The organism is Thermogutta terrifontis (assembly GCF_002277955.1).
GTDB lineage: Bacteria > Planctomycetota > Planctomycetia > Pirellulales > Thermoguttaceae > Thermogutta > Thermogutta terrifontis.
In genome coordinates this window covers 3456548-3481454 of sequence record NZ_CP018477.1, presented here as the reverse complement: position 1 = coordinate 3481454, position 24907 = coordinate 3456548, and the positions used below count along the sequence as shown (strand labels likewise).

Genomic DNA, 24907 nt, shown 5'->3' with positions numbered 1-24907 from the left:
ATGGGTGGGCCACCAAGCACGGGGAGCGAGAAAACAGGCGCTTCCGTTTGGGTTTCGCCCCGCGTCCGACAAAACGCTCCCGGCGCCACACGCTTTTTTCGCCCGAGCAAACGAAAATCCATCGTCCATCGGTAAGAAGCGGGCCTGGCAGGTAACTCCTTCCGATAATGAGGCCCCCGAAAGCGGACACGGCGTTTACCGGTCACGTGCGATGACGAAGGCGGCAAGTTGGCGGAGGGACTCCGACGCGGGACTGACGGGCAAATCGGCCAGCCGCTCGACGGCGTCACCGATGAACATCGCCGCCTTCTCCCGGGCATACTCAATTGAGCCCGTTTCCAACATCACGCGTCTCACCTCCTGGCGAAAGCCCGGTGGCTGCTCCCGCAGGAGATTGATCATTCGTTCGCGAGAAGGCTCGGGAAGGTGCCTCAACATATGAATGATGGGAAGCGTCGGCTTCTGCTTGGCCAAATCACTCCCCAGAGACTTCCCCGTCTTTTCCTCATCGCCGAGAATGTCGAGGATATCATCAATAATCTGAAAAGCGACTCCCACGAGAAGTCCGAATGCACCCAGGTCTTCGATGAATGCCGGCGGGGCCTCCGCATAATAGGCTCCCAGCCGACAGCACGCCTGGCAGAGCGCCGCGGTCTTTTCGGTGATGATCTCCAGATATTCTTCCTCCGGCATGTCGAATCGGCCGCAGGCAGCAATCTGCCGCAGCTCGCCCTGGCACATCCGGTGGCTGGCCTGGGCGATCTCCCGGCAGGCAACGACCGAGTCCAGGGAGCTGGCAAGGCAGAGCGCTCGGGCCAGGAGATAATCACCAATGAGCACGCTGGCAGAATTGTCCCAGCGGGCATTCATCGTTTCCATGTGCCGGCGAAGCTGCGCCTCGTCGAGGACGTCATCATGCACCAGACTCGCCGTGTGCACGAGTTCCAGTGCTGTGGCGAGAAGTAGATGCGCCTGCGTGACTTTTCCGCATAATTTACCGGAAAGGAGCACCAGTGCCGGCCGAAGTCGCTTTCCTCCCAGTTGCAGCCCATGTTTGAGCATCCCATCGATGAAAGGGGAGGAATCTTGCAGTTCCTGCCTGAGGAGTCGGTTCACCTCCGCCATTTCGACCGCGATAACCTCGTACACTTCCTGCAGCGATTTGACTGAGGCAGGAACCTTCTCACTGACATCGGCCATTCGGTTCGTCCTCCAGCCGGGAGGTACCACAAATTTCCGGGACGGTGATCCTTCTTGAATTACAGACTTTCCGGTAGCCAAACCATCGACTACCCGACGAAGACTACCACCTGGCAAAGCCCCACGCCTTCGCCGGGCAATTCTTTCATTTATCTTTTTCGTGTTTTATCAAGTGTAACTGCTTGTCTGTTGTCTCGGCAACCGCCGGCACTTCATCAAAACGTGCCATTTATCCCCTTATCTTTCTACTCTCCGAGCAAGATCAAGGTTTTCGAAGATTGACCTGAGCCATCCCGATTCTTGCAAAAACTCATGAGATGCCACAAGCGCAAAGTTTATAGGAGAGATTCATGACTGGCCCCTGCCGGAACGGGAGTAAATTGGGGGTGGAGCATCCAAGGTCGGTAAGCGGACCTGACAAGCAGGTCCCTCCGAGAAATCGTTTCGGAGGGGCACGCTTGTCGTGCCCGGTGAATTGGGGTGGATCATCCAAGTTGGGCAAGCGGACGTGACAACCACTTCCTTCCGGGCTGAAGCTTGCACTTGCCCAAGGCATTGTTCAGGTCGCTGCCGCTTATCAGTAGCAGAAAAGTGGGGATGCTCAGGCATTAATCACGTTGCAATCCCAGCGCGAATTGTTATTCTAATAGTCAGCATTCCTCCGTCCTTTCATTCAGGGACGGGACCAGTTGCGGAGAGCGTCTTATGTTGGCTCGAGCGCACTTCCGAGTATCAAGTTGGAGCACCAGCAACTCGGGATGGGTTGTCCTGCCGCATCTGCTTCTCCTTTTCGGTGCCACAACCGCGTCACTTTCACCAGTCCAGGCCGCCACCGTGGAATCTCCCCCCACAGGTCTGCAAGTACTCAAAGTCTGCGATCAAATGGGGCACTCCATTCCGTGCTCTAGCGCCACCGCTTTCGGTTTTTTTGTTTTCGCCAAGGATGGTCAAACTCAACTGGCCGTGATGCCGTCCTGCGGGGAGTTCGTGGGCGTTCTCGGTCCTCACGAGGGATTGATCATTCACTTGGGATGGACCGCGCCAGTCGCTGCATCGGTTGCCATCGAAAACCTCGGGCAGGCCAGCCTGGAGATTTCTGCCCAGGCAGAAAGTGTACAGGAGCGAACTTCTCTCGCCAGCGGTAATCAGAGGGAATGGAAGCTCACCGTCACGGACGACAGCGTCCCTATCCGCGAAAAAACGCTCAGCGTCAAGAATCTCAGCGCTACGGCATCGGCGGTCTGGAAAGGGCGCATTCGTTATGAAGCAGGTTCCTCTCCCACGGAGCTTCTTTCCTTGACACCCGGCGATCCTCAGGTCACGCCACCCCCGGTCCTTCCTCCTTTGGCCCCGGCAATCGCAGCCGCGATGATTGAATGGGATTGGCGTTTGCAGGATGAGCTCGACCATCCGCAAGTATCCTCCTCCAAATACACTGCCGCTCTGAACAAGATTTTTGATCGAGGACAGTACGTTATCGAAAACTATTCGCAACAGGGATTGAGGGATGCCGAGTGGTTCCAACTGGTCGCCAGATGGAACGAACTGCGGGAAAGATGGCACTCTTTGCAAACGGAGCTTGGGAAGGCGGACAAGTCTGGCGATGCGGCTCAGGAAACGGTACATGCTCTCTGGTTGGAAGCTCGACGGGTTAAACGCCAGCTTTCTCTTCGCGATCCGGCCCTGCGTGACAGGAAAATCGCCTTCGTCAAGCACGTTCCCAGTCTGTTCAGTCACCAGTTGACCCAGTACACAGGCAACTGCGCCCGACCGGGTGGCGGAGTGAACCTGCTCGACTTTCCCGGCCAATCCATGGCATGCACAGATCTCACCGCTGGGCGACTTCCGCAGGGGAGCTTCGAGTTTTGCGACGTTTCGCCAGACGGCACGCGTGTACTGTTTTCCTTCTGCGCAGCCGAGCGCGCCCCGGTCAACCGCGAACAGGCCCTGGACCGATTCTTTCATCTCTATGAAATCGCACTGCCGCACGGGACAATTCGTCAACTCACGAGCGATCCGTACGACGATTTTGGTGCGAAATACCTGCCCGATGGCCAGATCGTCTTCGTTTCCACACGCCGGGGTGGTTTTCACCGGTGTGGTCAGGGGCCCTGTCCTGTCCACACACTTGCGTTGTGCGATTCTGACGGCCGCAACGTCCGCGTCATATCTTTCCACGAGACTCACGAATGGGACCCTGTTCCCTTGTTTGATGGCCGAATTTTGTATACCCGGTGGGATTACGTGGACCGGAATGCGGTTTTCTATCAGCAGTTGTGGACCGTCCGCAGCAATGGTGAGTTCGTCCAGGCTTACTATGGAAACAATACCCTCAATCCTGTCGGAATCTGGGAAGCCCGACCCATTCCTGGGACCAATGCGATCATTGCCACCGCTGCGGCCCACCACGCCATGACGGCCGGGTCGATCATTCGGATCGACATTAGGCATGGGCAGGATGGGTCACGGGCCATCACCCGGCTGACTCCGGACGCCCTCTTCCCGGAAAGCGAGGCACCTGTCCCCAACCGGTCCGGCGGGCGATGGTTCAACCCGGCCGGCGTGGATTCCGTATCGGCTCTTCCATCCGAGCAGAAGCGATTTCCGGGCCACTGCTACCGCACACCCTACCCACTTTCCGAGACCACGTTTCTCGCAGCATACAGTTACGACGGTTTGATCGGTGAGCCCGATGCCAACCAGGTCAATATGTTTGGACTTTACTGGATGGATGTTTTTGGGAACAAGGAGTTGCTCTATCGCGACTTAAACATCTCGAGTCTCTGGCCGGTGGCGTTCCGCCCGTGCCCAAACGCCGGGGAAAAACAGGGCCAGGTCGCTTCAAAAGCGATAACCGCCCAGCCGATTAGCACACCCACGAGACCCGCCTCATTCGATGTTCCACTGGGAAAGAACTTGGTCTCTGCAAATTCACACACGCCGGAGGGGGGTTCTCTAGCCGAAGAGTCTGGAGACGAGGGAATCATCTTTTTGGCCAACGTCTATGCCGCGTGGCCGCAGCTCCCCCGGGAGCGAATCACGCGATTACGAATCGTTCAGGTACTACCCAAATCAACCTGGCATAAGAATCAACCAACGCTGGGGGTTCCCAATATTTCGCCCGGCAAACAGGTATTGGGCACGGTTCCCGTGGAGGCGGATGGCTCGGCGCTGTTCCGTGTACCAGCCCGCAAGCCCCTTTCGTTTCAAGCGCTGGACGAACACGGCCGGGCCGTGCAAATCATGCGGAGCATCACCTACGTTCAGCCGGGGGAAATCACTTCCTGTGTTGGATGTCATGAACCGCGTCATCTGGCTCCCCCAGCGAAAGCTTTCCCACTGGCCCTTCGGCGTCCGCCATCGCAAATCACTCCTGGTCCATCCGGTTCCCGACCGTTCAGCTACCCATTGCTCGTTCAACCGGTCCTTGATCGGCACTGCGTCGCGTGCCACAATTCCACCAAAGCCGAAGGCGGAATTGTTTTGACAGGTGAACCGGCTGGACGCTACAGCGCTTCGTATAATGCGCTCGCTCGGTACGTCCCGTATTCGGATTGGGCCGGAAAACCGGGCGATTTTCGCGTCGTCAATTGCGAACCCACCACAAAACCGGACTTCTTTGGAGCCAGGGCGTCACGCCTGACGCAACTTTTGCTTCAAGGCCACCATGGGGTCGAGTTAAGCCAGGAAGACTGGGAACGGCTGTACACCTGGATGGACTGTAATGTCCTTTTTTACGGGACGTTTAACTTAGCCGATCAACAAAGGCAACAACGAGGCGAGGCCATCGCTGGACCAGATCTCGAATGATCCTTCCGTCATGTAATTCCCGAATCGCCGTGCGCTCAACCCTGAAAGCGCGATGGTAATTACGGAGGAGAACGTTGCTTTCAGCTGATCAAAGCAACCGTGCGAGGGAAAAACTTCCCCCCTGAATTTCGCCCACCCTGGAACTGATGTCCTTGCCTTAAGAACTCGCGATGGACCGGGCATGCACTTGGTTTGCCTTGGCGATATAAAGTCGGTCCGCGACCGGAAGCGTAAAGAGAGCGCGGCACGACGTGTATAACCAGAGGTGGAGGTGTCGGAGTGGAGGGGTCTTGACCGTATTCAGTCCCTGCTAGAACTGATATAACGTGGTCGCGTCGGGAAGGTTGTGTCGAATATTGTCGGAAACAAGCGGCTCCCCACGGTTTTAGGAGTAAATGCAAACTGTAGCGGACCGTGCCCGCTCGATACCGAATGCGGCGTGAAACTCTGGCGATTGAGTCTCAATCTCGATTGGCATCGCTCGCACGCTAAAGAATTGACAATCCATGGTGTCTCGGTACATCCTAAAAGGTAAGCTCACCTCCGGAAAAGGTTTCCCGCCCATGATTCGCAAAGTCTGTAGCGACGGCGTTGGCTACTCTGTGGTGGATCTTACCGACGTGCGACACGTTTTTGCAGCGGCGGTGCCTCGGGTTTCCGGCGATCTGGTCACACAAACCTGGGACGCTTTACGCACGATCGAATCGGTGATGAAGGAGGAAAGCACGCTCGGTTCGATCGTTCATCAGGTCGTCTTCCTTGCCGATGACTCCAAACTTGCCGAATGTCGCGAGGTGATGCGCGAGTTTTACGGGCCGGAATTCCCCGCCACCACCTATGTCCCCCAAAAGCCCTGTCACGGAGCTCTCGTATCGATCGAGGCACTGGGAGTCGGTCGGAAGAAAGGTGATGTCACCATCGAGCGCAAGAGTGAGCAACTCGTGATTGCATCGCACAACGGAGTCTCGTGGATCCATTGCGCTCATGTCACTCCCGATCCGGAGGTGGACGGGGTTTATCACCAGGCACTCAACGCATTCAGCAAAATGCGGGGAATTCTGGGGTCCGTGGGAGTCGATTTTGCTCAGGTCATTCGCACCTGGCTTTATTTGGGAGGGATTGTTGAGGGCGAAGGCGACAAACAGCGATACAAGGAATTGAATCGCGCTCGGGCCGACTTTTACCAAAACATTCGCTTCCTCACCAACTATCTGCCTGTGGAAAAAGGGGCTGTCTACCCGGCCAGCACAGGCATCGGTGTGGACGGGCACCACCTCATCATGAGCTGCATCGCCATGAAGACGGACCGCCGGGACATTGTGGCCATGCCGCTGGAAAACCCCCGACAAACCCCGGCGTTTGGCTATGGGTGCCAGTACGGGCCGAAAAGCCCCAAGTTTTCCCGGGCCATGGCGCTGTCGTGTGGTTCCTACGCCACGATTTTCATCTCGGGCACGGCGAGTATTACCAATTCCGAGACGCGTCACATTGGGGATGTGGAAAAGCAAACGGAAGAAACCCTCGATAACATTGCAGCCCTCGTGAGCGAGGAAAACCTCGCCCGCCATAATCTACCGCGATTGGGAACGACTCTCGATCAGCTGGCGCTTGTGCGGGTGTACATTAAGAATCCAGAAGATTATGCCAAGGTCAAAGCGATCTGCGACCGCCGCCTGGGAGAGGTGCCCACCATTTACGCGATCGCCGATGTCTGCCGGCCCGAACTTCTCGTGGAAATCGAGGGTGTCGCATTCTCGCACCTGAGTTGCGATAGCGGCCACTGCTGAGTGCAAAGCCCCTGATCTGTTCTGCTTGGGAAGAGGTCTCCGGGCATAAGCGTGGAAGGCCGTCGTTGTAGCAAACGCTGTACCGGGATTGCCGGGTTTCATCATGATCCCGAGCCGTTGCTGACGGCATGCACCAGAGCATCCTGCAACCCCGGAAATTTCCAGCTAAATCCGGCTTCTTTCAGCCGTTCCGGATACACACGGGCACTGGCGAGCAGCACCTCCCGCGCCATCTCTCCGAAAAGCACCCGCAAGAATAAAGTTGGGACCGGGAAAATGGCTGGCCGGTGAAGCACGCGTGCCAACGTCTGTGCAAATTCTCTGTTCCGTACCGGATTCGGAGCCACGATGTTGAACGCACCTGTGCAATCTTCGCGCTGCAGAAGAAACAAAATGGCGTGAACGACATCTTCAAGCAGAATCCAGCTCCACCACATCCGGCCGTTGCCAATCGGCCCACCTAACCCCCACCGAAAAATCGGTAGCAGCCGCTGCAGGGCCCCACCCTCGGGCGAAAGAACCTGACCGAATCGAAGGCTGACCGTCCGAATGCCATGCCGCTGGCCTTCTTGAGCTGCTGTTTCCCACTCGACGCAGGTCTGGGCCAAAAAACCGTTCCCCGGAGCAGACTGCTCAGTGAGCAGCTCTTCGCCACGATCTCCGTAAAAACCGATGGCCGAAGCACAGAGCAACGTGTGGGGCTTTTTTTCCAGACTCCCGAGCATCCTGACCAGCAATTGCGTGCTGGCGATGCGGCTGGAGCGAATCTCTTCCTTGACCACTGCATTCCACCGACAGGCCACCGATCTTCCCGCCAGATGAATGGCCGCGTTGATGCCCTCCAACCGCGCAACATTGTCAATTCGCGTTTGGGCATCCCAGTAGACTTCGTCCTCGCTGGCGGGAGGTCGGCGCACAAGGAAGAGAAGATTGTGTCCGTGGTTGCGCAGTTCGCGCGCAACCGCCCGCCCAATGAGCCCCGAACTCCCGGAAAGGAGAATTTTCATGATCTGTACTTCGTTCTTGGTGTGTGGCGGATTTCACGACGTTTCGGTTGATCAACCCCCCGCCGGGCGACAATCCTCTGGTGCTGGATTTTATCGAATGGACTCAATCGGTGTGGAATACCTCCGGAATCGGCTTCCACCATTTACCCTCAGGTGTTCCCGGCAATCGGATTTGACAGGGATCGGTCTCTTTCCACCAGCGTTGCGTTTCCGGGTCAGCAGCGATTTTGGCCATGTCTGCTTCGTAGTCGTCCCCGATGTATTCGTAGTAACTGAAAAGGTAGAGTTTTCCATCCAATTCGGCCAGATAAATGGAGTAGTTTCGGATGTTCGAATCGCGAATGCGTTTGAGCACCCCCGGCCAGGTGTTGGCATGGAGCTGTATGTAGTAATCCTTTTTCTCCGGACGGAGTCCGATAACCTGGCCCACCCGCATGACCTTCTTCGCGGACGATTCCTTGCTACTTTCCGATGCCTGAAGATTTTCCCATTGCGAATGCGCCGCCAGGCCAAGAACAAACCCTATTGTCACAAGAACTAAACCCGCACCAATCCGGATCATGCGCTGTCTGAACATACCGAAACCTCCCAACCGTCACAGGTTGTCTGACTCCCAGAACCATTGTCTGAACTGCGATTATTCACGAATTGGAGGAGGTGTCAAGTCAGTGATGTCTTAAACCATGCCCACTTTTGCAGAAACCGCTGAGATGGCGGGGGCCCGATGTGCTGTCGGGACAATTCATGAATGGCTCCTACCGTTTAAACAGGAACTGAACCCACCGGTCGGTGCTTGGCCGACGAAATAGATCATCCAACCCTTGGAATGTGGAACCGGCAAGCAGGCCCCGCTGAGAGATCGTGGGGGCACGCTTGTCGGTGCCCGAGTAAACGAGCCCCTGTGGACGTTCGCGTTCCCATTTGCAGAGGGAAAGTGGGGATGTGTCAGAGCGACTGGCGATCAAGAGCATTTGCTTCCGGTGTCCGGAACTCTCTCGATTCTGATCAGCTTTCCGAACGCCGAAAGGTAATTCGTCGATTTTGCCAATCTGGCTTCGGCTCAGGGAAATCCAGGCGGTAGTGGCATCCGCGGGACTCTTCCCGCTGGATCGCCGCTCGGACCATCAGTCTGGCGATGGTGAGCATGTTCTGCAATTCCCAGCCTTGCGGGTGCGTGAACTGACGGAGCAGTGCGTAGCTGCACCATCGCTCCATGTCCTCGAGAGCTTCCCGCATCTTGTCCCCCACGCGACGAACGCCCATGCTCCGCCACATGAGACTCTTCAAGGAATTGCGAATGTCCACAAGGTCGAGAGGCTCATGAGGAGCGGGGGCCGGCGGATTGGCCAACGGCAGCACGGTGTACTGGTCGGGCATTTCTAGGGCTTCTCTTGAAGCACCCTGCCCCGCCCGGCGGCCATATACGAGCGCCTCAAGCAGACTGTTGGACGCCAGCCGATTCGCCCCGTGCAGGCCCGACGATGTCACCTCGCCCGCTGCCCATAAACCCGGTACCGTGGTCCGGCCTTCGAGATCCACGGTAACGCCGCCCATCATGTAGTGAGCACCGGGACGAACCGGGATCCGGTCCCGTGACAAATCGAGACGAAATTCCTCGCAGATCTTTGTGATTCCCGGGAACCGAGCTCGAATCTGCGCGGCATCGAGATGAGTCAGGTCAAGATAGACACAAGGATGGCCCGTTTTTTCCATCTGGGCCACGATGGCACTGCTCACCACATCCCGCGGAGCCAGCTCGCCACGGGGATCATAGTCGAACATGAAGCGATAACCATGTCGATCCACCAGTCGCGCACCTTCCCCGCGCATGGCCTCGGTAATGAGGTGACGGGCGCTTCCGGCGATGTATAGAACCGTGGGATGAAACTGCATGAACTCCAGATCGCGCAGTTCGGCACCGGCACGAAAAGCCATCGCCATTCCATCTCCCGTGGCCGTCTCTGGATTGGTCGTCTCTCGATAGAGCTGACCGCAACCCCCGGTGGCGAGAATTGTTTGCTTGGCCCAGATGAGCGTTCGGCCATGGCGGTGATTCCAGACCATGGCTCCTCGACAGCGTCCATCCCACGTTAATAGATCGAGGGTGAAGGTGTCCTCCCAAATGTCCACGTTCGGCTGCTGACGGACACGATCGTAAAGGACGCGGATGACTTCGCGCCCGGTCGCGTCACCATTGGCATGGACGATCCGATTATGGCTGTGCCCCCCTTCCCGGCCCAAGGCCAATCGATCCCCAACACGGTCGAACTCCGCTCCCCATGCCATCAACTCGCGAATCCGTTCCGGGCCCTCATAAATGACACTGCGAACAACCGCTTCATCGCATAGACCGCCCCCCGCCTCAAGCGTGTCCCGTACATGATTTTCCGGATCATCCTCGGGATCGAGAACCGCAGCAATTCCGCCTTGCGCATGCCAGCTATTAGATCCTTCCCGACCGTCCTTGCAGGCAATGAGCACGTTAAGCCGTGGATCGACGGCCAGCGCTGCCCGGAGTCCGCCCAATCCAGCCCCCACAATTAATACGTCTGTAAAAAAGTGGGGAATCTGGCGCGGATTAAACGGGGTTAAGTACCGGGGTTCTGGAGTTTCTATTCCGAACACCTTCACTGACTCCACTTCTCAATCCACCGTTTTTCATCATCCGGCCGGGGAGCCTAAACCATGCTCCACCCGGGAAAGCGGCGCGGCTAAGCTGTGGGAAACACCAAACGCATCCGGCCGCAGCAGAATTCTAGCGGCCATCCTGAGGGTTGAACGCAGCCAATTTCCCAAGATCCGAAAGTATCTAGCATATCAGGGAGTGGTCGGCGCCCCAATCCAAAACACACTAACCGAGAGATGATTCGTTGTGAACCGAGGGAAGGGTTACTGAGCGGCCCCGAGAGATTTCAGGTATTCTCGGAAGTAATCACTCCATTGGGGTGGCGGCGGAATGTCCCGACCGGCTTCCAGCCCGTGCACCGTGTCCCTAAGATTCTCATTGCGGCGGATTTCGGTGCCACTCGGTCTCAATCCGAGACTACGGAGGATCTCGTTCAAACGCTTTTTGGCATCTTTACCGCGGGGAGTATCGTCTTCCGCAGCCTTCTTCAATTCCTGCCAGCGTCTTACAAATTGGGCCATTTCTTCTTTCGTCCAGCCCAATTCTTTCAGAAGATTTTCATCGGGGTTTTGCCGGGCGATCTGATCCTCCAGATACCGCAGAACGAGGTCCGTCTGCCGTCGGGCAAATTCGAGATTCGGATCGTCAACGGGGGTTTCGGTACCAGGCCAGGCCCCTCCACCGCCCGCCCCACCGCCGGGAAGCCCACCGCCGCGGGAAGCATTCCCCGATTGGGCACTGTTGGGTGCCCGCTGACCGCCACCTGTCTCAGAACTTTGAGCGGAACTTTGCGAACCGCCTTGAGCACCGCGGCTCGAATCACCACTCGTACCTGGTCCCCCCTGGGAACTTCCGCCCGATCCCGCTGCCTTGCTTCCCGCCGAGGCCGATGCCTCCGGTCCAGTTCCCGGGGAGGGATTTCCGCCTTGACCGTCAGCGGGAGACTGACTTCCCTCCGCGCCGCTCCCCTTCCCGGGCGTCTGTTGACCACCACCCTGACCGCCTAAACCAGCTTGCTCGCCGCTTTCGCCTTCCCGATTTTGTGCAGCATGTTGCTGGTTCGATTGTGGAGGGTTAGCGACTGTATTGGAAGCACCCTCTGTCTGTCGCGGTGCCGCATCGCCTTGCGGAGGTGCCATCCCGGAATTCGCCGGAGCCGACGCGGTACCCCCCTGCTGGTTGTTCGTCTTGGTCGGTTGCGGGTTGCTTTCAGCAGCAGGTGATTGCCCGGCCGGGACAGACGTCGAATCGCGATTGGGCTGAGCCGCCTGACCGTTTGACTGTGCCCCGGCCGAGCGTTCCGCCGATTGTTGCTGATTCCCAGATCGCTGTCCCGCTTCGGAAGTGGGCGGCGTGCTCTGGTCTCCCGAACCCGGCGGCTGCTCATTTGCGGTTGCCGTTTGCGAGCCCTGAGTCTGAGCTCCCGAAGCCGCTCCATCGGGCTTTGCCGCGCCGCTGCGCTCCAGGTACTTCAGAATTCTTTCAATGGCATCTCCCGGATTTGATATCCCGTCGATCTTGTCCTGCCGCTGGCTGCCGTCCGAGCCCTTTCCTCCGGAAAACTGCTCGCTATTTCCCTCCCCGGCTCTCGCGCTTCCGCCCTGAGATGCCATTGCCCCCGGTTGAGTTCCCTCCCCGGCACCTCGGTTGGGCAACCCCGGTTCCGCTCCCGGGTTGTTCTGACCCGTTCCAGAACCCCCGGACTGTTGTGATGCTTCTGACGCACCAGGCTTGCCAGAGCCGGTCTGCTCGGTGCCGTTTCCCCGCGACTGCGCTGCCCCAGCGGTCCCGGATTCCCCTTGCGGGTGTCCTTCCTTCATCCCCGCCTCGGGAGAATTGGCTTTATCCGGATTGGTTCCTTCATTCACCGCCGATTGGCGCTCGCCGCTTTTCCCCTGCGTCTGATTTTGGCCGGCCCCGATGGTCTGTTCACCAGCATCTCCTTTTTGCATGCCGTTGCTTGTCCGTTCGCGGGAATCCGATCGCTGATCAGTCGGCTGCGGCGAACTTCCCGACTCTTGAGCGGAGGCACCTGCCGCCCGTTTCCCCGACGTGCCAGTCATGTCGCCCGACTGTCCCTGCCCGTCTTTCGTTCCTTGCGAGTCTTTGCCATTGCCGCCTTGCGAACCAGCTTGAGACTCACCGGATCCAGGATTGTCCGCCTTTCCGTTCTGTCCCTGAGCGGGAGGATTGGTGCCGATTTGCGGGTCCGACGCACCTGACTGCTGCCCCTGGGCTGGCTGCTCGGCATTTTTCTGATTTGCCTGCTGGCCGGATTGAGCGGAAGGCTGCGCACTCGAGGATTCACCCGACGAAGATGGCTGGTCTGCTGAGGACTGCGGGGTCGATCCCTCTGTTGCCTGTTGGGAAGACTGCATCTGACCCGGCTGGTTCGGCTGGTTTTGCTGATTCGGTTGATCAAAACTCTCCGGCTGGCGAGCTGAGTCCGGCGATCGAGATTGTTCTGGTGGCTGACCCGGTGGATTGGGTTTGGCGGGCGGCTGTTCTCCCAGAGGGCTCGGAGGTTGCGCCTGTCCCGAACCTTTATCCGGGGGCGATTGCCCCGGTTTTTCATTTCGCTCTGCCGTAGACTTCTGCTGGGATTCCGCCGATCGCGACTCGGCTCCCTGTTCGGCCGGTCCGATGTGGATTTCCAGTTCCGGCAGCTTGACAAGATTGGATGTCGGTTCCCGATTGTCCGCGACCTCGACCCGACACAGCGCGAGATCCCCTGTGGCCAAACCAAGTTTGCTCGGGACAAAGAGATACTCCCCAGAAAACTCCCCTCTGTAGGCATCTCCTTTGGCTCTGTCCAGCAGGATCTCCTGAGTGACTTTCTTCCCCAGCGATTCAATGGTGAGCACGATTTGCTGGAGCCCGAAGTCGGGATCCTCTGCCCTTAACCTCAGCGGAAGACTTCCGTTGACCGGCACGGTCACGCGGGTCTCGCGAGGCGACTCCCATCGGGCGGCAGGAGGCATGTCTGGAATGACTTCGATCGTGTACTTGACGGGGTCCACGCTCGGCCGACCATCCCGACTCTCCGCGCGGATCGAGTACACGGAATATTCCCGCAGAGAGCTTCCCACTTTGTTGAGCCTCAAGCGCATGGCCGCCCGGGCCTGCTTTTCCTCCACGACCATGCGAAGTGTTCCCCGTTGATCCCCCTCCATGGTGATCTCGGCACTCCGCAAGGGTTCAGGAGCCTCCGCGTGGATGGTCACCTCCGTTCCTTCGATCGCCTGGATGTCGCCCAGGTTTTCCACCACGCGCGGCTCGAGCTTGGTGTAAGCGGGAAATTGGTATTCAATCTTGTGGATTCTCACGCGAAGGGGTGTTACGACCGTGAGATGGTAGTCGGGAGTGACGGCATCCCCCGCCGTCACGCGATAGGTCGTATTCTGCTGGATGGATGGCGACAATTCGCATTCGTAGCGTCCCGGCTTATCCGCAACCGGCTGAAGGGGAATAACCTGATCGACCGCCTGGCCGTCGGCCGTGGAATACACAACGCGAGCTCCCTCCCCTTCCCGTAATCCCTGAATCAACGCCGAAACGACAACGCGGTCCCCCTGAAGGACCTCCGCGGTGCCCGGCTGGACCACTTCAATTTTCACCCGGCTCGGGGGAGAGATATGGCTCCAGGGAAGAACGGCGCGCGCGGCCGACACCAGGGGATTCTTGGGCGACAAGAGCACAAGCAGGGCAAAAATCGCTATCAACGCGATCAGGACATAACCTGTGCGGAGGATCGCCGATCGATCCACGACGACCTCTGGCGATACCTGCGACACCTGCTGCGCGGTGTTCCGCTCCAGACCGCGAAACACATTCAGCTTGAGCGGATCGCTCCGCAGGGCGTCTTTTTCCCCTCGCAACAGAAGAAAGCTGATCAGCGAGTGTTTGAGAGTGGGAACCGCCTGTTCCACCTGGTAGGCGGCAAAGACGGGATGAATTCGGCGGACAAGATAAGGCCCCAGGGAGAGGATGATCCAACCAACAGTCGCCAGGACAAAAACGATCCACAGAAGCCAACGCACCGCGGTGGGCATTCCGTGGGGATAAATCCACTGATCCACCACGGCGGCCAGAAGGCCGTAAGCAATCATCCCCGCTACAAGCGCCAGCGATCGCCAGACAATCTCGACCGTTGCGATCTTGCGACGCGTCGTTTCAACCTGTCTGAGGATCAGGACCTCCTCATCCTCAGGCGGCAAATTCGCCTCCGGGGGAGGCGGTGGCAAAGGTCGGACGTCAGCAACCGCTCGGCTCATCACTGCAATGTTTCCTCATGTTCGAGCCACCCCTGGTCGCGTTCCTCCCACCCGTCCCGCGACAGCGTTTTCTCGCCCCTTCACCCTGGACAAGCTGCGTTTGATGGGCAGATTCCACACAGAGTTTGTGAAAGCTCGAAGCGTCAATTTCCAACCGCCTTTTCTTAGCTTATTATAGCACCGCTGGGTTTACATCGGCCAGTTGCGACCGCAGTCGAACGCGAATCTGAACAACAGTTTCCACGAGCACGACAAGCGTGCCCCTCCGGGTCGGAGGGACCTGCTCGTCAGGTCCGCTTTTCCACGACGGATGCTCATTTGCCTCTTCGTGGGCACGACAAGCGTGCCCCTCCGGGTCGGAGGGACCTGCCTGTCAGGTCCGCTTTCCTATTACGGATAATCCATAGCCGTTCCGCGGGCACGACGAGCGTGCCCCTCCGAACGATTTCTCGGAGGGACTCGCTTGTCGGGTCCGTGATTCGGGGTTCGATCATTCATTGCCTTTCGGCGGGGACTGAAGTCCCGCGCCGAAAGCGGGGCTAAAGCCCCGCACTCCATGGAGTGCGGCGATTCATCACCGCTTTTCGGTGAAGGCTTTAGCCTTCACCACCTTGCCATCGGCCCGGATGGAACGACGATGACCGGTCGGGGTGGAACCCGACCCTCCAATCCACACAATGGAGGTCCGCATAATTGGAGGGACCTGCTCGTCCGGTCTGTTTTTTTGAGCGTTGATAATCCATATCCATCTCGTTCCGCGGGCACGACAGGCGTGCCCCTCCGAACGATTTCTCGGAGGGACCTGCTTGTCAGGTCCGTTTTTTTGACTCTTAATGAGCCCTTTCATTCTGTGGGCACGACAAGGGTTCAACGGTAGGGGCAATTCATGAATTGCCCCTACCAAAGCTGACGCCGTGATATGACTAACTCACACCGGCCACGACAGGCGTGCCCCTCCGAACGATTTCTCGGAGGGACCTGCTTGTCAGGTCCGTTTTTCCGAAGGCACGTGCTTGTCAGGTCCGGATTCGGTGGGACGTGCGCGTCGGGTCCGTTTCTATCGGCCAAGTGACCGAACAGGCTACGCGCAATCAAGGAAGAGACTTCGGAAGGCTAGGCAGGTTGTCCACCGGACAGCCTATTTTTCCCGCAATCTCGGCGGCCACGTCATCGACGGAGGGGTCCGCCAGACGATAGTCAGAAGGCTGATGGAGGTAGGCGGGCTTGGTCAACGGGAGTGGACTGCGCCACGGAATCGCCCCGTACGCAGGATTCTGTTCATGATCCAACCGCCAGTAGCTCATCCACGATTCAAATGACACATAGAACACATTAGAACCCGGCTCGCCGGGTGTAATGGACCAGAATCGGGTGAACGTTTCATAAAAGTTATCCTGCCCGAACCACGAAAATGATCGCAGTGCCTTTTCCAGCGACATCCCGACCTGCTCGATGAAACTGGCATCCCGGGCAGCCACAAAGATGCTGGCCTGGCTTTCTACCCGAACCGGAAGCAGATGCCACTGATAGGCGGTGACCCTCTGGCGACAGAGTCCCTGACGGCAGAAGGCTGTTACCCGTTGCAACGCAACTTTCCACTGCGCGCCAGTCTCAGGTGTGCGGTCTGTTCCCGCAACATCCAACAACCTGCCGTCAACGGCGATAAGTGACTCGGCGATGCGCAATTCTCCTCCTCGAACCCCCAGAGTGCGGAGGACTCCGCCCTGGCCGCGCAAGACGGATTGCTTCACTTCGATCATGTTGCCGGCCGTTGACTGCTCCAGGTCAGAGGTCAGAGCCTTCACCAGAATTTCGCTTTGCGGATCATCCGTGGCCTCGAACACAACGGGGGCTGCTGAAGTGGCCACCATCGACGATCGGTTCTCGTCCAGGATAAGCGTCAAAACACAGTTCGTGAACGTGACACGAGAATTCCGAACCATCTGAAAACACGCAAATCCCCGTGCCGCATTTTGTCCCTTGACTTCGAATCGCAGCCCGACGTTCTCGAAGCCGATATCCGACGCGGCGAGCAATACAAAACTCTCTGAAGTCGCCCCATTGCGATCGTCCATGCGGAAGACAAGCTCCGGCCAGCGTCCCCGTTCACCGACAATTTTCAGCCGCCGGCCTCGCAGGTCCAGCGACCGTTCGAGCAGTGTTCCGTCGAAATCCAAACGGATCTCATCCCCGGGCAAAGCCGCGCGACAGGCCGCTTCTAAAGTCGGGAAACTGCCTTCCCGGCGGCCCATGGGATCAACCCACCTGATCCACGCGCTCGGCGTGGTGAACTTCTGGTCCGCTGGAATTTCACGCTGGGCATTGACCGCGGCTGAAAACGGCAGCAGACCTCCTCGCGTCGGGCTTTCGTCGGACAGTTCTGCGGACCGATTTGTTTGCGGAACCAGCAGCGGCATATCAGGCGGAACGGCCCGGGGAATCGCCAGGCCGCTCTCCGATAGGGAAGACGCTCCGAGAAAATGACGAGGGTCGCCCCCCAACACGCCAGGTACGGGGCTGATGCTACCTGGGTTAAAATCGGGGGACGGCTTCGATAATCCCGATGCCGAACCTGGGCTTAGCGGATCCGTGAGGCTGGGTACCGATGCCCCCTCGCTTGACACACCAGACCTGGGGGTCGCCGAATCCGTACGGGATGACGGTTCTGATACCTCACGAGGAGCTGTGTGGATCGTGGGGTTTTGCGATCCCTGGCCTTGCGGACTCGACGTCGCGGAATCGCTACCCGGTGTTCGTTTGGACGTCTCTCCCGTCGACGATCCCGCATCAACCCTGAAGGCCGGCGTGGGAGGTGAGAATAATTCGAGCGGTGTACTCACCTCATCGCCCGTCAGATCTAATTCCTCGGCACCGTGGGAAAACCACCAGTCAATGAAAAGCGTGGTGAGGAGCAGAGTTACCAGGGGCACCACCCATGGCAGATGTCGTCGCCAGCGAAGTTCCTTTCCGTTCCTGCCAGCCTTGCCGTTTCCAGCTCGAAACGGCCGTTCGCTCTCGCCGATCAATTCGCGAAGAGCCGCAGCCAGTTCCGCTGCCGACTGAAATCGCTGCCGCGGCGATTTGGCCATCATCCGCCGCAGAATCCGAGTGAGACTTTCGGGAACGTCCTTGCGGATCTTGCGAACATCCACGGGGTCTTCTGTCTGATGCTGGAGGAGCTTCTGGAGCACCGTGCCGCCCGGAAACGGAGGCTGCCCCGTGAGCAGAAAGTAAAGGGTACACCCCAGAGAATAGATATCGCTACGGACATCTGCCAGTCGAGGGTCTCGCGCTTGTTCCGGCGCGATGTAATCAAATGTTCCCAAAGTTGTGCCACTGCTGGTTAAATCCTGCGCTCGCCCGCCGGGCTGATAAACCCGTGCCAGGCCCAGGTCAATTAATTTGGCCTGGCCCTCATGCGTCACGATGACATTGGACGGTTTGATATCCCGATGAATGACCCCGCGTTTGCTCGCATGATCGAGAGCCTCGGCCACCTGGAGGATGTAACGCACGGCATCCACCCAGGGGAGCGGCCCCTTTTCTTCCACCAGCTTCCGCAGGTTGGTGCCCTCGATGAACTCGAAGGCAATGTAGTGAACCCCATCCTGCTCGCCCGCCGCATAGACCTGCACGATGCCCGGATGGTTTAATCGGGCGGCAGATCGGGCTTCGTTTTGGAATCTCGCCAGGGTTTGAGCGTCCGCAGCCTGCTCCGGTGTGAGCACCTTCAGCGCCACGACCCGGGAAAGACGGACGTCGAACGCCCGAAATACCCGGCCCATCCCCCCGCCACCGATATATTCCAGGATCTCGTAGGGGCCAAGCGTCGCTCCCGGGCTGACTTTGGGCGTGAGGATTTCCACGCCGATTTCCGGCGACGAGACAGGCACCAGCGCCTCGGGCGGGGTGATCACCGTCGGCTGTTCTTCCAGCCGAACGGGCTTTGCCGCTGGCGGCTGTTGCGAAGGCGTGCCGGTTCTCTCGTTACCCTCGATCATCCCAGTAGTTTCTCACACCCCGGACAGCGGACGGGCAGGCAGTTCGTTGGAGTTACGTCTCGAGCGTTTTTTCGACCAGCCAAAGGCCCGTCGTCTGCCAAGTTATCGTCAGCGACCTGGAGAAGTTACCTCGGTTCGTCCCCTATTTGGACTAGACAAGCCCGCTCACTTGGCGGGGAAAAGTCTCACCAGATGCGCGCGATCTCGCCGAGCACACTCACTGCCAACACCATGGCAGCGTTACTGTCATTTTAACCGTCTAAGCGTGGGCCAGTCAAACGCATTCTCGGTTTGGCTGGGCAGTCCCTTGGCAGCTATTGGACGACTTGGGGCCCCTGCAACAGATTACGGTCTGACCGGTGGTCGTCCGATGCTGTAATAGGTGAAGCCAAGATCTTTCATGCGATGAGGGTTATAAATATTTCGGCCGTCGAAAATGACGGGTCGTTTTAATCGGCGCTTCATCTCGTCGAAGTCGGGGTGGACGAACTGCTTCCATTCCGTCACGATGACCAGGGCATCGGCATCATCCAGTGCCTCGTCCCGATGCTGGCAGTATGTGAGTCGATTTCCATATCGTTTGCGGACGTTATCCATCGCTTCCGGGTCGTACACCCGCAGTGCCGCTCCATGCTGGAGCAGGCCATCGATCAAGACCAAAGATGGCGCCTCCCGAATGTCGTCCGTTCCCGGCTTGAAGGAAAGGCCCCATATGGCAATCGTCTTATCTGAGAGAGCGCCGCCAAAGTGCTCGCGGATCTTGCGCAGGAGAATCCCCTTTTGATGCTCGTTGACCTGGTGCGTAGCTTCCAGAATGCGCGGAGTCACATCGTGGGCACGCGCAACGGCCGCCAGGGCGCGAACGTCCTTGGGGAAGCAACTGCCTCCGTAACCAACACCCGGGAACAGAAATGCGAAACCGATCCGGCTGTCGTGCCCAATTCCTCGGCGAACATCGTTGATATCGGCCCCTGTCCGCTCGCAGATGGCAGCAATTTCGTTGATAAAACTGATCTTCGTGGCGAGCATCGCGTTGGCCGCGTACTTGGTCATCTCCGCGCTTTCTGGTGACATGAAAAGCAGTGGCTTATCCGTGCGCAGATAAGGTTGATACAGATCCCAAAGGATTTCCAGGACTTCTTCCCGCCGTGCTCCCACTACCACACGGTCGGGCTTCATGAAATCTTCCACCGCGGCGCCCTCCTTGAGAAACTCGGGATTAGTGGCGACATCCACGGAGCGGCCGGTGAGCTCGCGGAGCCTGGCCGTGACCGCCGCATTCGTTCCGACCGGGGCCGTGCTCTTGATCACCACGATGGCGTCTTCGGCCAGATGGGGGGCCATCTCCTCGACGACCGCCCAAAGGGCCGACAAATCGACAGACCCGTCATCCCGCGACGGTGTCCCCACGGCAATGAAGATCAGTTTTGCCCATCGTACGGCGCTGGGCAAATCTGTGGTGAAGCGCAGACGGCCAGCCGCGATATTTCGCTGGAGGAGTTCCTCCAGGCCAGGCTCGTAAATAGGACATCCGCCCGCTTGCAAAAGTCGAATCTTTTCAGCATCACAATCCACGCAGATAACATCATTACCGGTTTCGGCGAAGCACGTGCCGGTCACAAGCCCGACGTAACCGGTGCCTATCATCGCGATTCTCACCGCTAGCCTCCTTTTGCTTTGCCTTCCTCATTTAAGCCTGATGGTCGGCTCAAACTGCAACGCTCCCAACGGAACGGTGCCATCGCACTCAGAACCCCACTAACGAGGGACGCCTTCGTCTCTTTGCTGGGTGCCTGCAAAAATCTAGCACATAAATGCTCTGGCCTGACAAACCACCTCAGAAGTGCCGCTTTGAGAGTTTTTCGCGCCCCCTTAATTGGGTTATTGACACACAACAATGGGGGGCTATAGTTCACATAGCCCGCCGAAGAGGTGCTCATAAGAGCCACCGGGGAAAAAGAGCCGTTTCCGCACCGTGGTAACAGCGGCGTAAAAATCGGCCATTGGCTCAACCGTTCGCAATGACCGCGAAACCATCCGTGCACTCTGACGTTTGCCGGGCCGTACTGCAAATAGCGAGTTGTTTTAAACCGGTATCCTATTCCGTCACTCAGCGCGAGTTCTAGATGTTGGTTATTATTGTCGTCATCGTTGCATTCCTGTGCCAGGCCGCGGCCGCCTGGGTTGCCCTGCGGATTGCCAGCCGGTTTCGACCGGGCTGGGGCTGGCTGCTCCTTGCTGTGGCCATGGTGCTGATGGTGGTTCGCAGTCTCAGCGTTTTGGCAGAAATCTCGCTAGGACTTCCCCAGGATCTCATTTCTGAATCGGTGGGGTTGCTGATTTCTTTGGCATCTCTTGCCGGCGTCTTGCTTATCGAGCCGGTTCTTCGAGGCGCCTATCGCTATCAAACGTTCATGGAGCTGGAAACCCACCGACTCAGCGGACTTCTGCAAGCTCTTCCCGGGGTGGTGTATCAATGTCGCAATGATCCGCAGTGGACCATGGAGTACATCAGCAATGGCTGCCGAGAGTTAACAGGTTATGCTCCGGAGGACCTCATTGGAAACCGACGCATTGCCTATGCGGAACTCATTGTTCCAGAGGACCGCGAAAAAGTGTGGCAGGAAGTCCAGAAGGCGGTCCGGGAGCGCCGGCCTTATCGGCTGGTGTACCGCATACGCACGGCTTCCAATGACGTCAAATGGGTTTGGGAACAAGGATCCGCGGTGTATGACGAGGAGAGCGAGGTGGCTTTCCTCATCGGATACATCAGCGACGTGACAGCATGGCGACAGATCGAAGAGGAGTTCGAGCACGCCCGGCAGGACTGGCATTCGGAAAAGGAAGCGTGGAGGCGAACAGAAAAACGGCTGCTCAATGAAGTCTGGGAACTCCAGGAGCGACAGAACGAAGCGATCGCCTACGAAATCCACGACGGATTCATTCAGCAGGCTACTGGGGCGCTCATGAGCCTAGAGACCTACCGCCACCTCCGAAACACGGCTCCCCAGGAAGCGGAAAGTTTTCTCGATCGCGCCATGCATCTCATCCGCAATGCGATTGCCGAAGCCCGGCGGCTGATTCGTGGACTCCGCCCGGACCTTCTCGAGGAAGGCGGTCTGATCCCGGCTTTGGAAAGTTTCTTTCAGGAAATTCGCACCCGTCATCATGTGGAAATCGACTTCCACAACCAAACGCAGTTCGTACGGCTGGCGGCACCAGTGGAAACCCACATTTTCCGCATCGTGCAGGAAGCAGTGCTGAATGCTGTCCGGCACAGTGGAAGTCCCCGCGTGGCTGTCTCACTTCGGCAGGAGGATTCGACACTGGAGATTGAGGTCCGTGACTGGGGGAGCGGATTTGACGTCGAACGGATCCCCGCGGGACACTACGGAATTCACTCCATCCGCGATCGCGCCAAACTTCTCGGCGGCTGGGCGGAAATTACCTCCCAGCGACAGCAGGGCACCACGGTGCGTGTGACGATCCCGCTGGACGTGCTGCCCACAAATGGGATCGATCTCAATCCGTACACGGGCAATCCTCTCGTGCCCACCCCTTCTTCCAACGGTTGAACCGGCATACTGCCGGAGGGCCTTTTGCCTCATCCCCACTTTTCGTTTGGAGCTGCGAGAGGCCAAAAGCTCAATGTGTTGTAGGGGCAATTCATGAATTGTCCCTACAGGGCGTCAAACACAAGTGACGCCGTTGGATTCCGGTTGGGGCGACCCATGAATCGCCGTTGTGACACGTCGGGCGCGTAACATCTCTCGGGTTTTTGCAGAAATGGGCATGGCGCAGGAGGTCGTTCGGTCGGTTCCCTGCACCATCCTGAGGTATAAAATCCCATCATTGCCATTCCCCGCCAGCGGAGAATCCGTGATCGCCGCGACCGGCAGCCCTGGGTCGGCGCCGTCACGAGAGGATTTTCAGGCCCGCAGTGCAGTGCGATTTCCTCTTCCAAGGAAACATTTTTCTTATTCGGGCCGACACATCGCGGCTCTGCCGCAACTTTTCAACTGTCCTCGGCCGGATTAGATTAAGGGGGGCCAGAAAGTCATCGCTGCGTGACGTTCGTTGACAGCACAAACCTCACACTCGGGTCATTCGGCTCGTTTCAATTGAGCCATTTGGTTTGTCTTCTGGCAGAAGGAGGTGGCGCATGACGAAGACGGCGATCATCCAGGCCCAGCAGCGGTGGGAGTACATGTTTCTCACGCGTCGCTCGGAGCTCGCCCTTCAGGACGAGCTCAATGCCGTTGGTCAGCAGGGTTGGGAACTCGTGGCGGTGGAATACTACAAGGACGCGAAAGGAATCATGGGCTGGATTGCCTTTCTCAAGCGTCCCTGCGCGGGCCCCAAACCGACGGGATCAGGTGGCGAGGGGCACACCGAACACGTAAGCGGCACAGAGAGCCATCACGCCCCAGCGATCTCTCCTGACGATGTATTCGACATCAAAGACGGTGGTTGACCACTCATGCCGATCATCGAGCCATTACGTTAAAAGTGCGCCCGTCGGGAGAGGGGCCGTGTTTCACCGTTCCTTTCGATGACTCGCAGCTGTGGCAACGTCGGCGCTTGATGGAGTTTCAAGCCGCGAGGTGGCTCGGCAATACTTATTGCCAGCGACACATCTGGGCCGTCATATGCGAAACGAATCAGAAACAAGTGATTCTCCCGACTGATCGATCGCGGTATATTAACGCTACCGGGAGAAGCAGACACGTTATCCGTTATTTTTGAAAAGGGAGGGCCAGTCATGTCGGATCGTTGCCATCGTCCCTACGCCGCGGAAGCACCCGACTTCTCATGCGTCAGTCGCCGTCACTTCATCGGCAGCTCCGCAGCGCTTGCGGGCCTTTTCACCGCGACCAAGTTTGGCCGCTCTGAAGAGGTTGTTTCGGATCAGCCCGTTCCTCTCAAACCCATTGGTCGGGGCAAGGGGATTTTCCCTGGCCGTGTGGTCTGGGCGCACGATCCCGGGGTGGTGGAGTGGAAAGGCCCTGACGACGGCCGGTGGTGGGAAGGAAATCACGTCAAGCAGGACCGCGTCAATCAGATGATGGATCACGCGGTGTGCCGTCTCACTGGAGCAAATGCCGTCAAAGAAGCCTGGGACAAACTTTTCCGCCACCTCAACACCACCCGCAACGGTGTCGCTCAGGGTTACCAGCCAGGTCAGAAAATCGCGATCAAGCCGAACTGGGTGGGGATGATCTTTCGAGAAAACGTCGTTGATCCGGAAACTTATCGTTTTATCAGACGCGAAAATTACATGAACACGTCACCGCAGATGATTCTCGCGCTCCTCCGACAGTTGGTGGATGAGGTGGGTGTCAAGCCTGCTGACATCACTATCTGCGACACGCTCGCTTATCTCGTCCACGAGTACTACGACATCCTTCATGCCCATTATAAAGACGTTCAATATGTGGACTATGCTGGGAAGTTTGGACGAATTAAAGTTGAAGCGTCGGATGTGCCCCTTTACTGGAGTGCCCGCCCCCGGGGAGTGGCCCAGGATGTCATCCCTAAGTGCTTTGCTGAAGCTGATTATCTCATCAATTTTGCGAACTTCAAAGCCCACAGCGGGGCGGGCGTCACACTGTGTGCCAAAAACCACTACGGGTCGCTGATCCGCTGGCCCGTGCAGGAGAATTACTACGACATGCATCCCCATTGCTTCTCGAATACGCCGCGGATCTATCGTCCGCTGGTGGATTTGATGGGGCACGCTCATCTAGGCGGTAAGACGGTGTTGTACCTGATTGACGGTCTCTTTTCCGGAGTTCATCCACGTGACCCCGTCCCGCAGAAAATGCATATTCCCCCAATGGAAGACCAATGGTCGTGCAGCTTGTTTGCATCTCAGGATCCGGTGGCCATCGATTCTGTGGCCTTCGACTTCCTCTATGCAGAAGGCACGCCGTTCCCACGCAAAGGAGGTGTGGACGACTATCTCCACGAGGCCGCCCTCGCCGATAAACCGCCCTCCGGAACGTTCTACGACCCCAATCACCCTGAACCTACGGAACGCCTGACCAGTTTGGGCGTTCACGAGCACTGGAATAACCCCCGAGAAAAGAAATACTCTCGCAATCTCGGTGCCGACGAGGGAATCGAGTTGGTAACCGTTACGTTGTGAAGCCCCGCGCGGTGGTTCGGTAGCTGTCGGATGCGGGCGAGCCCCATACGCGGG

General features: G+C 58.0%; 12 protein-coding genes. 5 read left to right on the top strand and 7 right to left on the bottom strand.

Annotated features, from left to right (window positions below):
• Window positions 1-195: 195 nt before the first annotated feature.
• The gene (locus THTE_RS12895) at window positions 196-1200 is read right to left on the bottom strand and encodes a polyprenyl synthetase family protein (RefSeq protein WP_095415815.1); all 1005 of its coding nucleotides are present in this window, start codon (window positions 1198-1200) and stop codon (window positions 196-198) included.
• A 705-nt stretch (window positions 1201-1905) separates the two neighbouring features.
• Here THTE_RS12895 and THTE_RS12890 point away from each other — a divergent pair.
• Entirely contained in the window at window positions 1906-5010 is a 3105-nt protein-coding gene (locus tag THTE_RS12890; protein ID WP_095415814.1) for an HzsA-related protein, read from the top strand.
• 563 nt (window positions 5011-5573) lie between these two features.
• Entirely contained in the window at window positions 5574-6797 is a 1224-nt protein-coding gene (locus THTE_RS12885; protein WP_157732076.1) for a Rid family hydrolase, read from the top strand.
• 101 nt (window positions 6798-6898) lie between these two features.
• Here THTE_RS12885 and THTE_RS12880 read toward each other — a convergent pair whose 3' ends face one another.
• From THTE_RS12880 to THTE_RS12845, 6 genes are all read right to left on the bottom strand, one after another.
• Complete coding sequence (locus tag THTE_RS12880) at window positions 6899-7804, bottom strand: TIGR01777 family oxidoreductase (protein ID WP_095415812.1); 906 nt, start codon at window positions 7802-7804, stop codon at window positions 6899-6901.
• Window positions 7805-7907: 103 nt separating this feature from the next.
• Window positions 7908-8381, bottom strand: coding sequence for an L-rhamnose mutarotase (locus THTE_RS12875; protein ID WP_207651713.1), 474 nt, complete (start codon window positions 8379-8381; stop codon window positions 7908-7910).
• 428 nt (window positions 8382-8809) lie between these two features.
• Window positions 8810-10444 (bottom strand): L-aspartate oxidase, encoded by a 1635-nt coding sequence (gene nadB / locus THTE_RS12865; protein WP_237260142.1) that lies wholly within the window; start codon window positions 10442-10444, stop codon window positions 8810-8812.
• 249 nt (window positions 10445-10693) lie between these two features.
• Window positions 10694-14704 carry a hypothetical protein gene (locus THTE_RS12860; RefSeq protein WP_095415810.1) on the bottom strand — a complete coding sequence of 1337 codons (4011 nt, stop codon included), beginning with the start codon at window positions 14702-14704 and terminating at the stop codon, window positions 10694-10696.
• 1091 nt (window positions 14705-15795) lie between these two features.
• Window positions 15796-18705 (bottom strand): serine/threonine-protein kinase, encoded by a 2910-nt coding sequence (locus THTE_RS12850; RefSeq protein WP_095415808.1) that lies wholly within the window; start codon window positions 18703-18705, stop codon window positions 15796-15798.
• A 345-nt stretch (window positions 18706-19050) separates the two neighbouring features.
• Window positions 19051-20364 carry a UDP-glucose dehydrogenase family protein gene (locus tag THTE_RS12845; RefSeq protein WP_095415807.1) on the bottom strand — a complete coding sequence of 438 codons (1314 nt, stop codon included), beginning with the start codon at window positions 20362-20364 and terminating at the stop codon, window positions 19051-19053.
• A gap of 467 nt (window positions 20365-20831) precedes the next feature.
• On the opposite strand from THTE_RS12845, the gene THTE_RS12840 reads away from it, so the two are divergent.
• From THTE_RS12840 to THTE_RS12825, 3 genes are all read left to right on the top strand, one after another.
• Window positions 20832-22280, top strand: a complete 1449-nt coding sequence (locus THTE_RS12840; RefSeq protein WP_095415806.1) for a sensor histidine kinase — start codon at window positions 20832-20834, stop codon at window positions 22278-22280.
• Between the two features lie 587 nt (window positions 22281-22867).
• Entirely contained in the window at window positions 22868-23179 is a 312-nt protein-coding gene (locus THTE_RS12830) for a hypothetical protein (protein ID WP_095415804.1), read from the top strand.
• A gap of 288 nt (window positions 23180-23467) precedes the next feature.
• Entirely contained in the window at window positions 23468-24853 is a 1386-nt protein-coding gene (locus THTE_RS12825; protein ID WP_095415803.1) for a DUF362 domain-containing protein, read from the top strand.
• Window positions 24854-24907 lie beyond the last annotated feature (54 nt).

Bases quoted from the DNA above. Each gene is read 5' to 3' on its own strand.
- THTE_RS12895 (WP_095415815.1), bottom strand. From the start codon at position 1,200: ATGGCCGATGTCAGTGAGAAGGTTCCTGCCTCAGTCAAATCGCTGCAG.
- THTE_RS12890 (WP_095415814.1), top strand. From the start codon at position 1,906: ATGTTGGCTCGAGCGCACTTCCGAGTATCAAGTTGGAGCACCAGCAAC.
- THTE_RS12885 (WP_157732076.1), top strand. From the start codon at position 5,574: ATGATTCGCAAAGTCTGTAGCGACGGCGTTGGCTACTCTGTGGTGGAT.
- THTE_RS12880 (WP_095415812.1), bottom strand. From the start codon at position 7,804: ATGAAAATTCTCCTTTCCGGGAGTTCGGGGCTCATTGGGCGGGCGGTT.
- THTE_RS12875 (WP_207651713.1), bottom strand. From the start codon at position 8,381: ATGTTCAGACAGCGCATGATCCGGATTGGTGCGGGTTTAGTTCTTGTG.
- THTE_RS12860 (WP_095415810.1), bottom strand. From the start codon at position 14,704: ATGAGCCGAGCGGTTGCTGACGTCCGACCTTTGCCACCGCCTCCCCCG.
- THTE_RS12850 (WP_095415808.1), bottom strand. From the start codon at position 18,705: ATGATCGAGGGTAACGAGAGAACCGGCACGCCTTCGCAACAGCCGCCA.
- THTE_RS12840 (WP_095415806.1), top strand. From the start codon at position 20,832: ATGTTGGTTATTATTGTCGTCATCGTTGCATTCCTGTGCCAGGCCGCG.
- THTE_RS12830 (WP_095415804.1), top strand. From the start codon at position 22,868: ATGACGAAGACGGCGATCATCCAGGCCCAGCAGCGGTGGGAGTACATG.
- THTE_RS12825 (WP_095415803.1), top strand. From the start codon at position 23,468: ATGTCGGATCGTTGCCATCGTCCCTACGCCGCGGAAGCACCCGACTTC.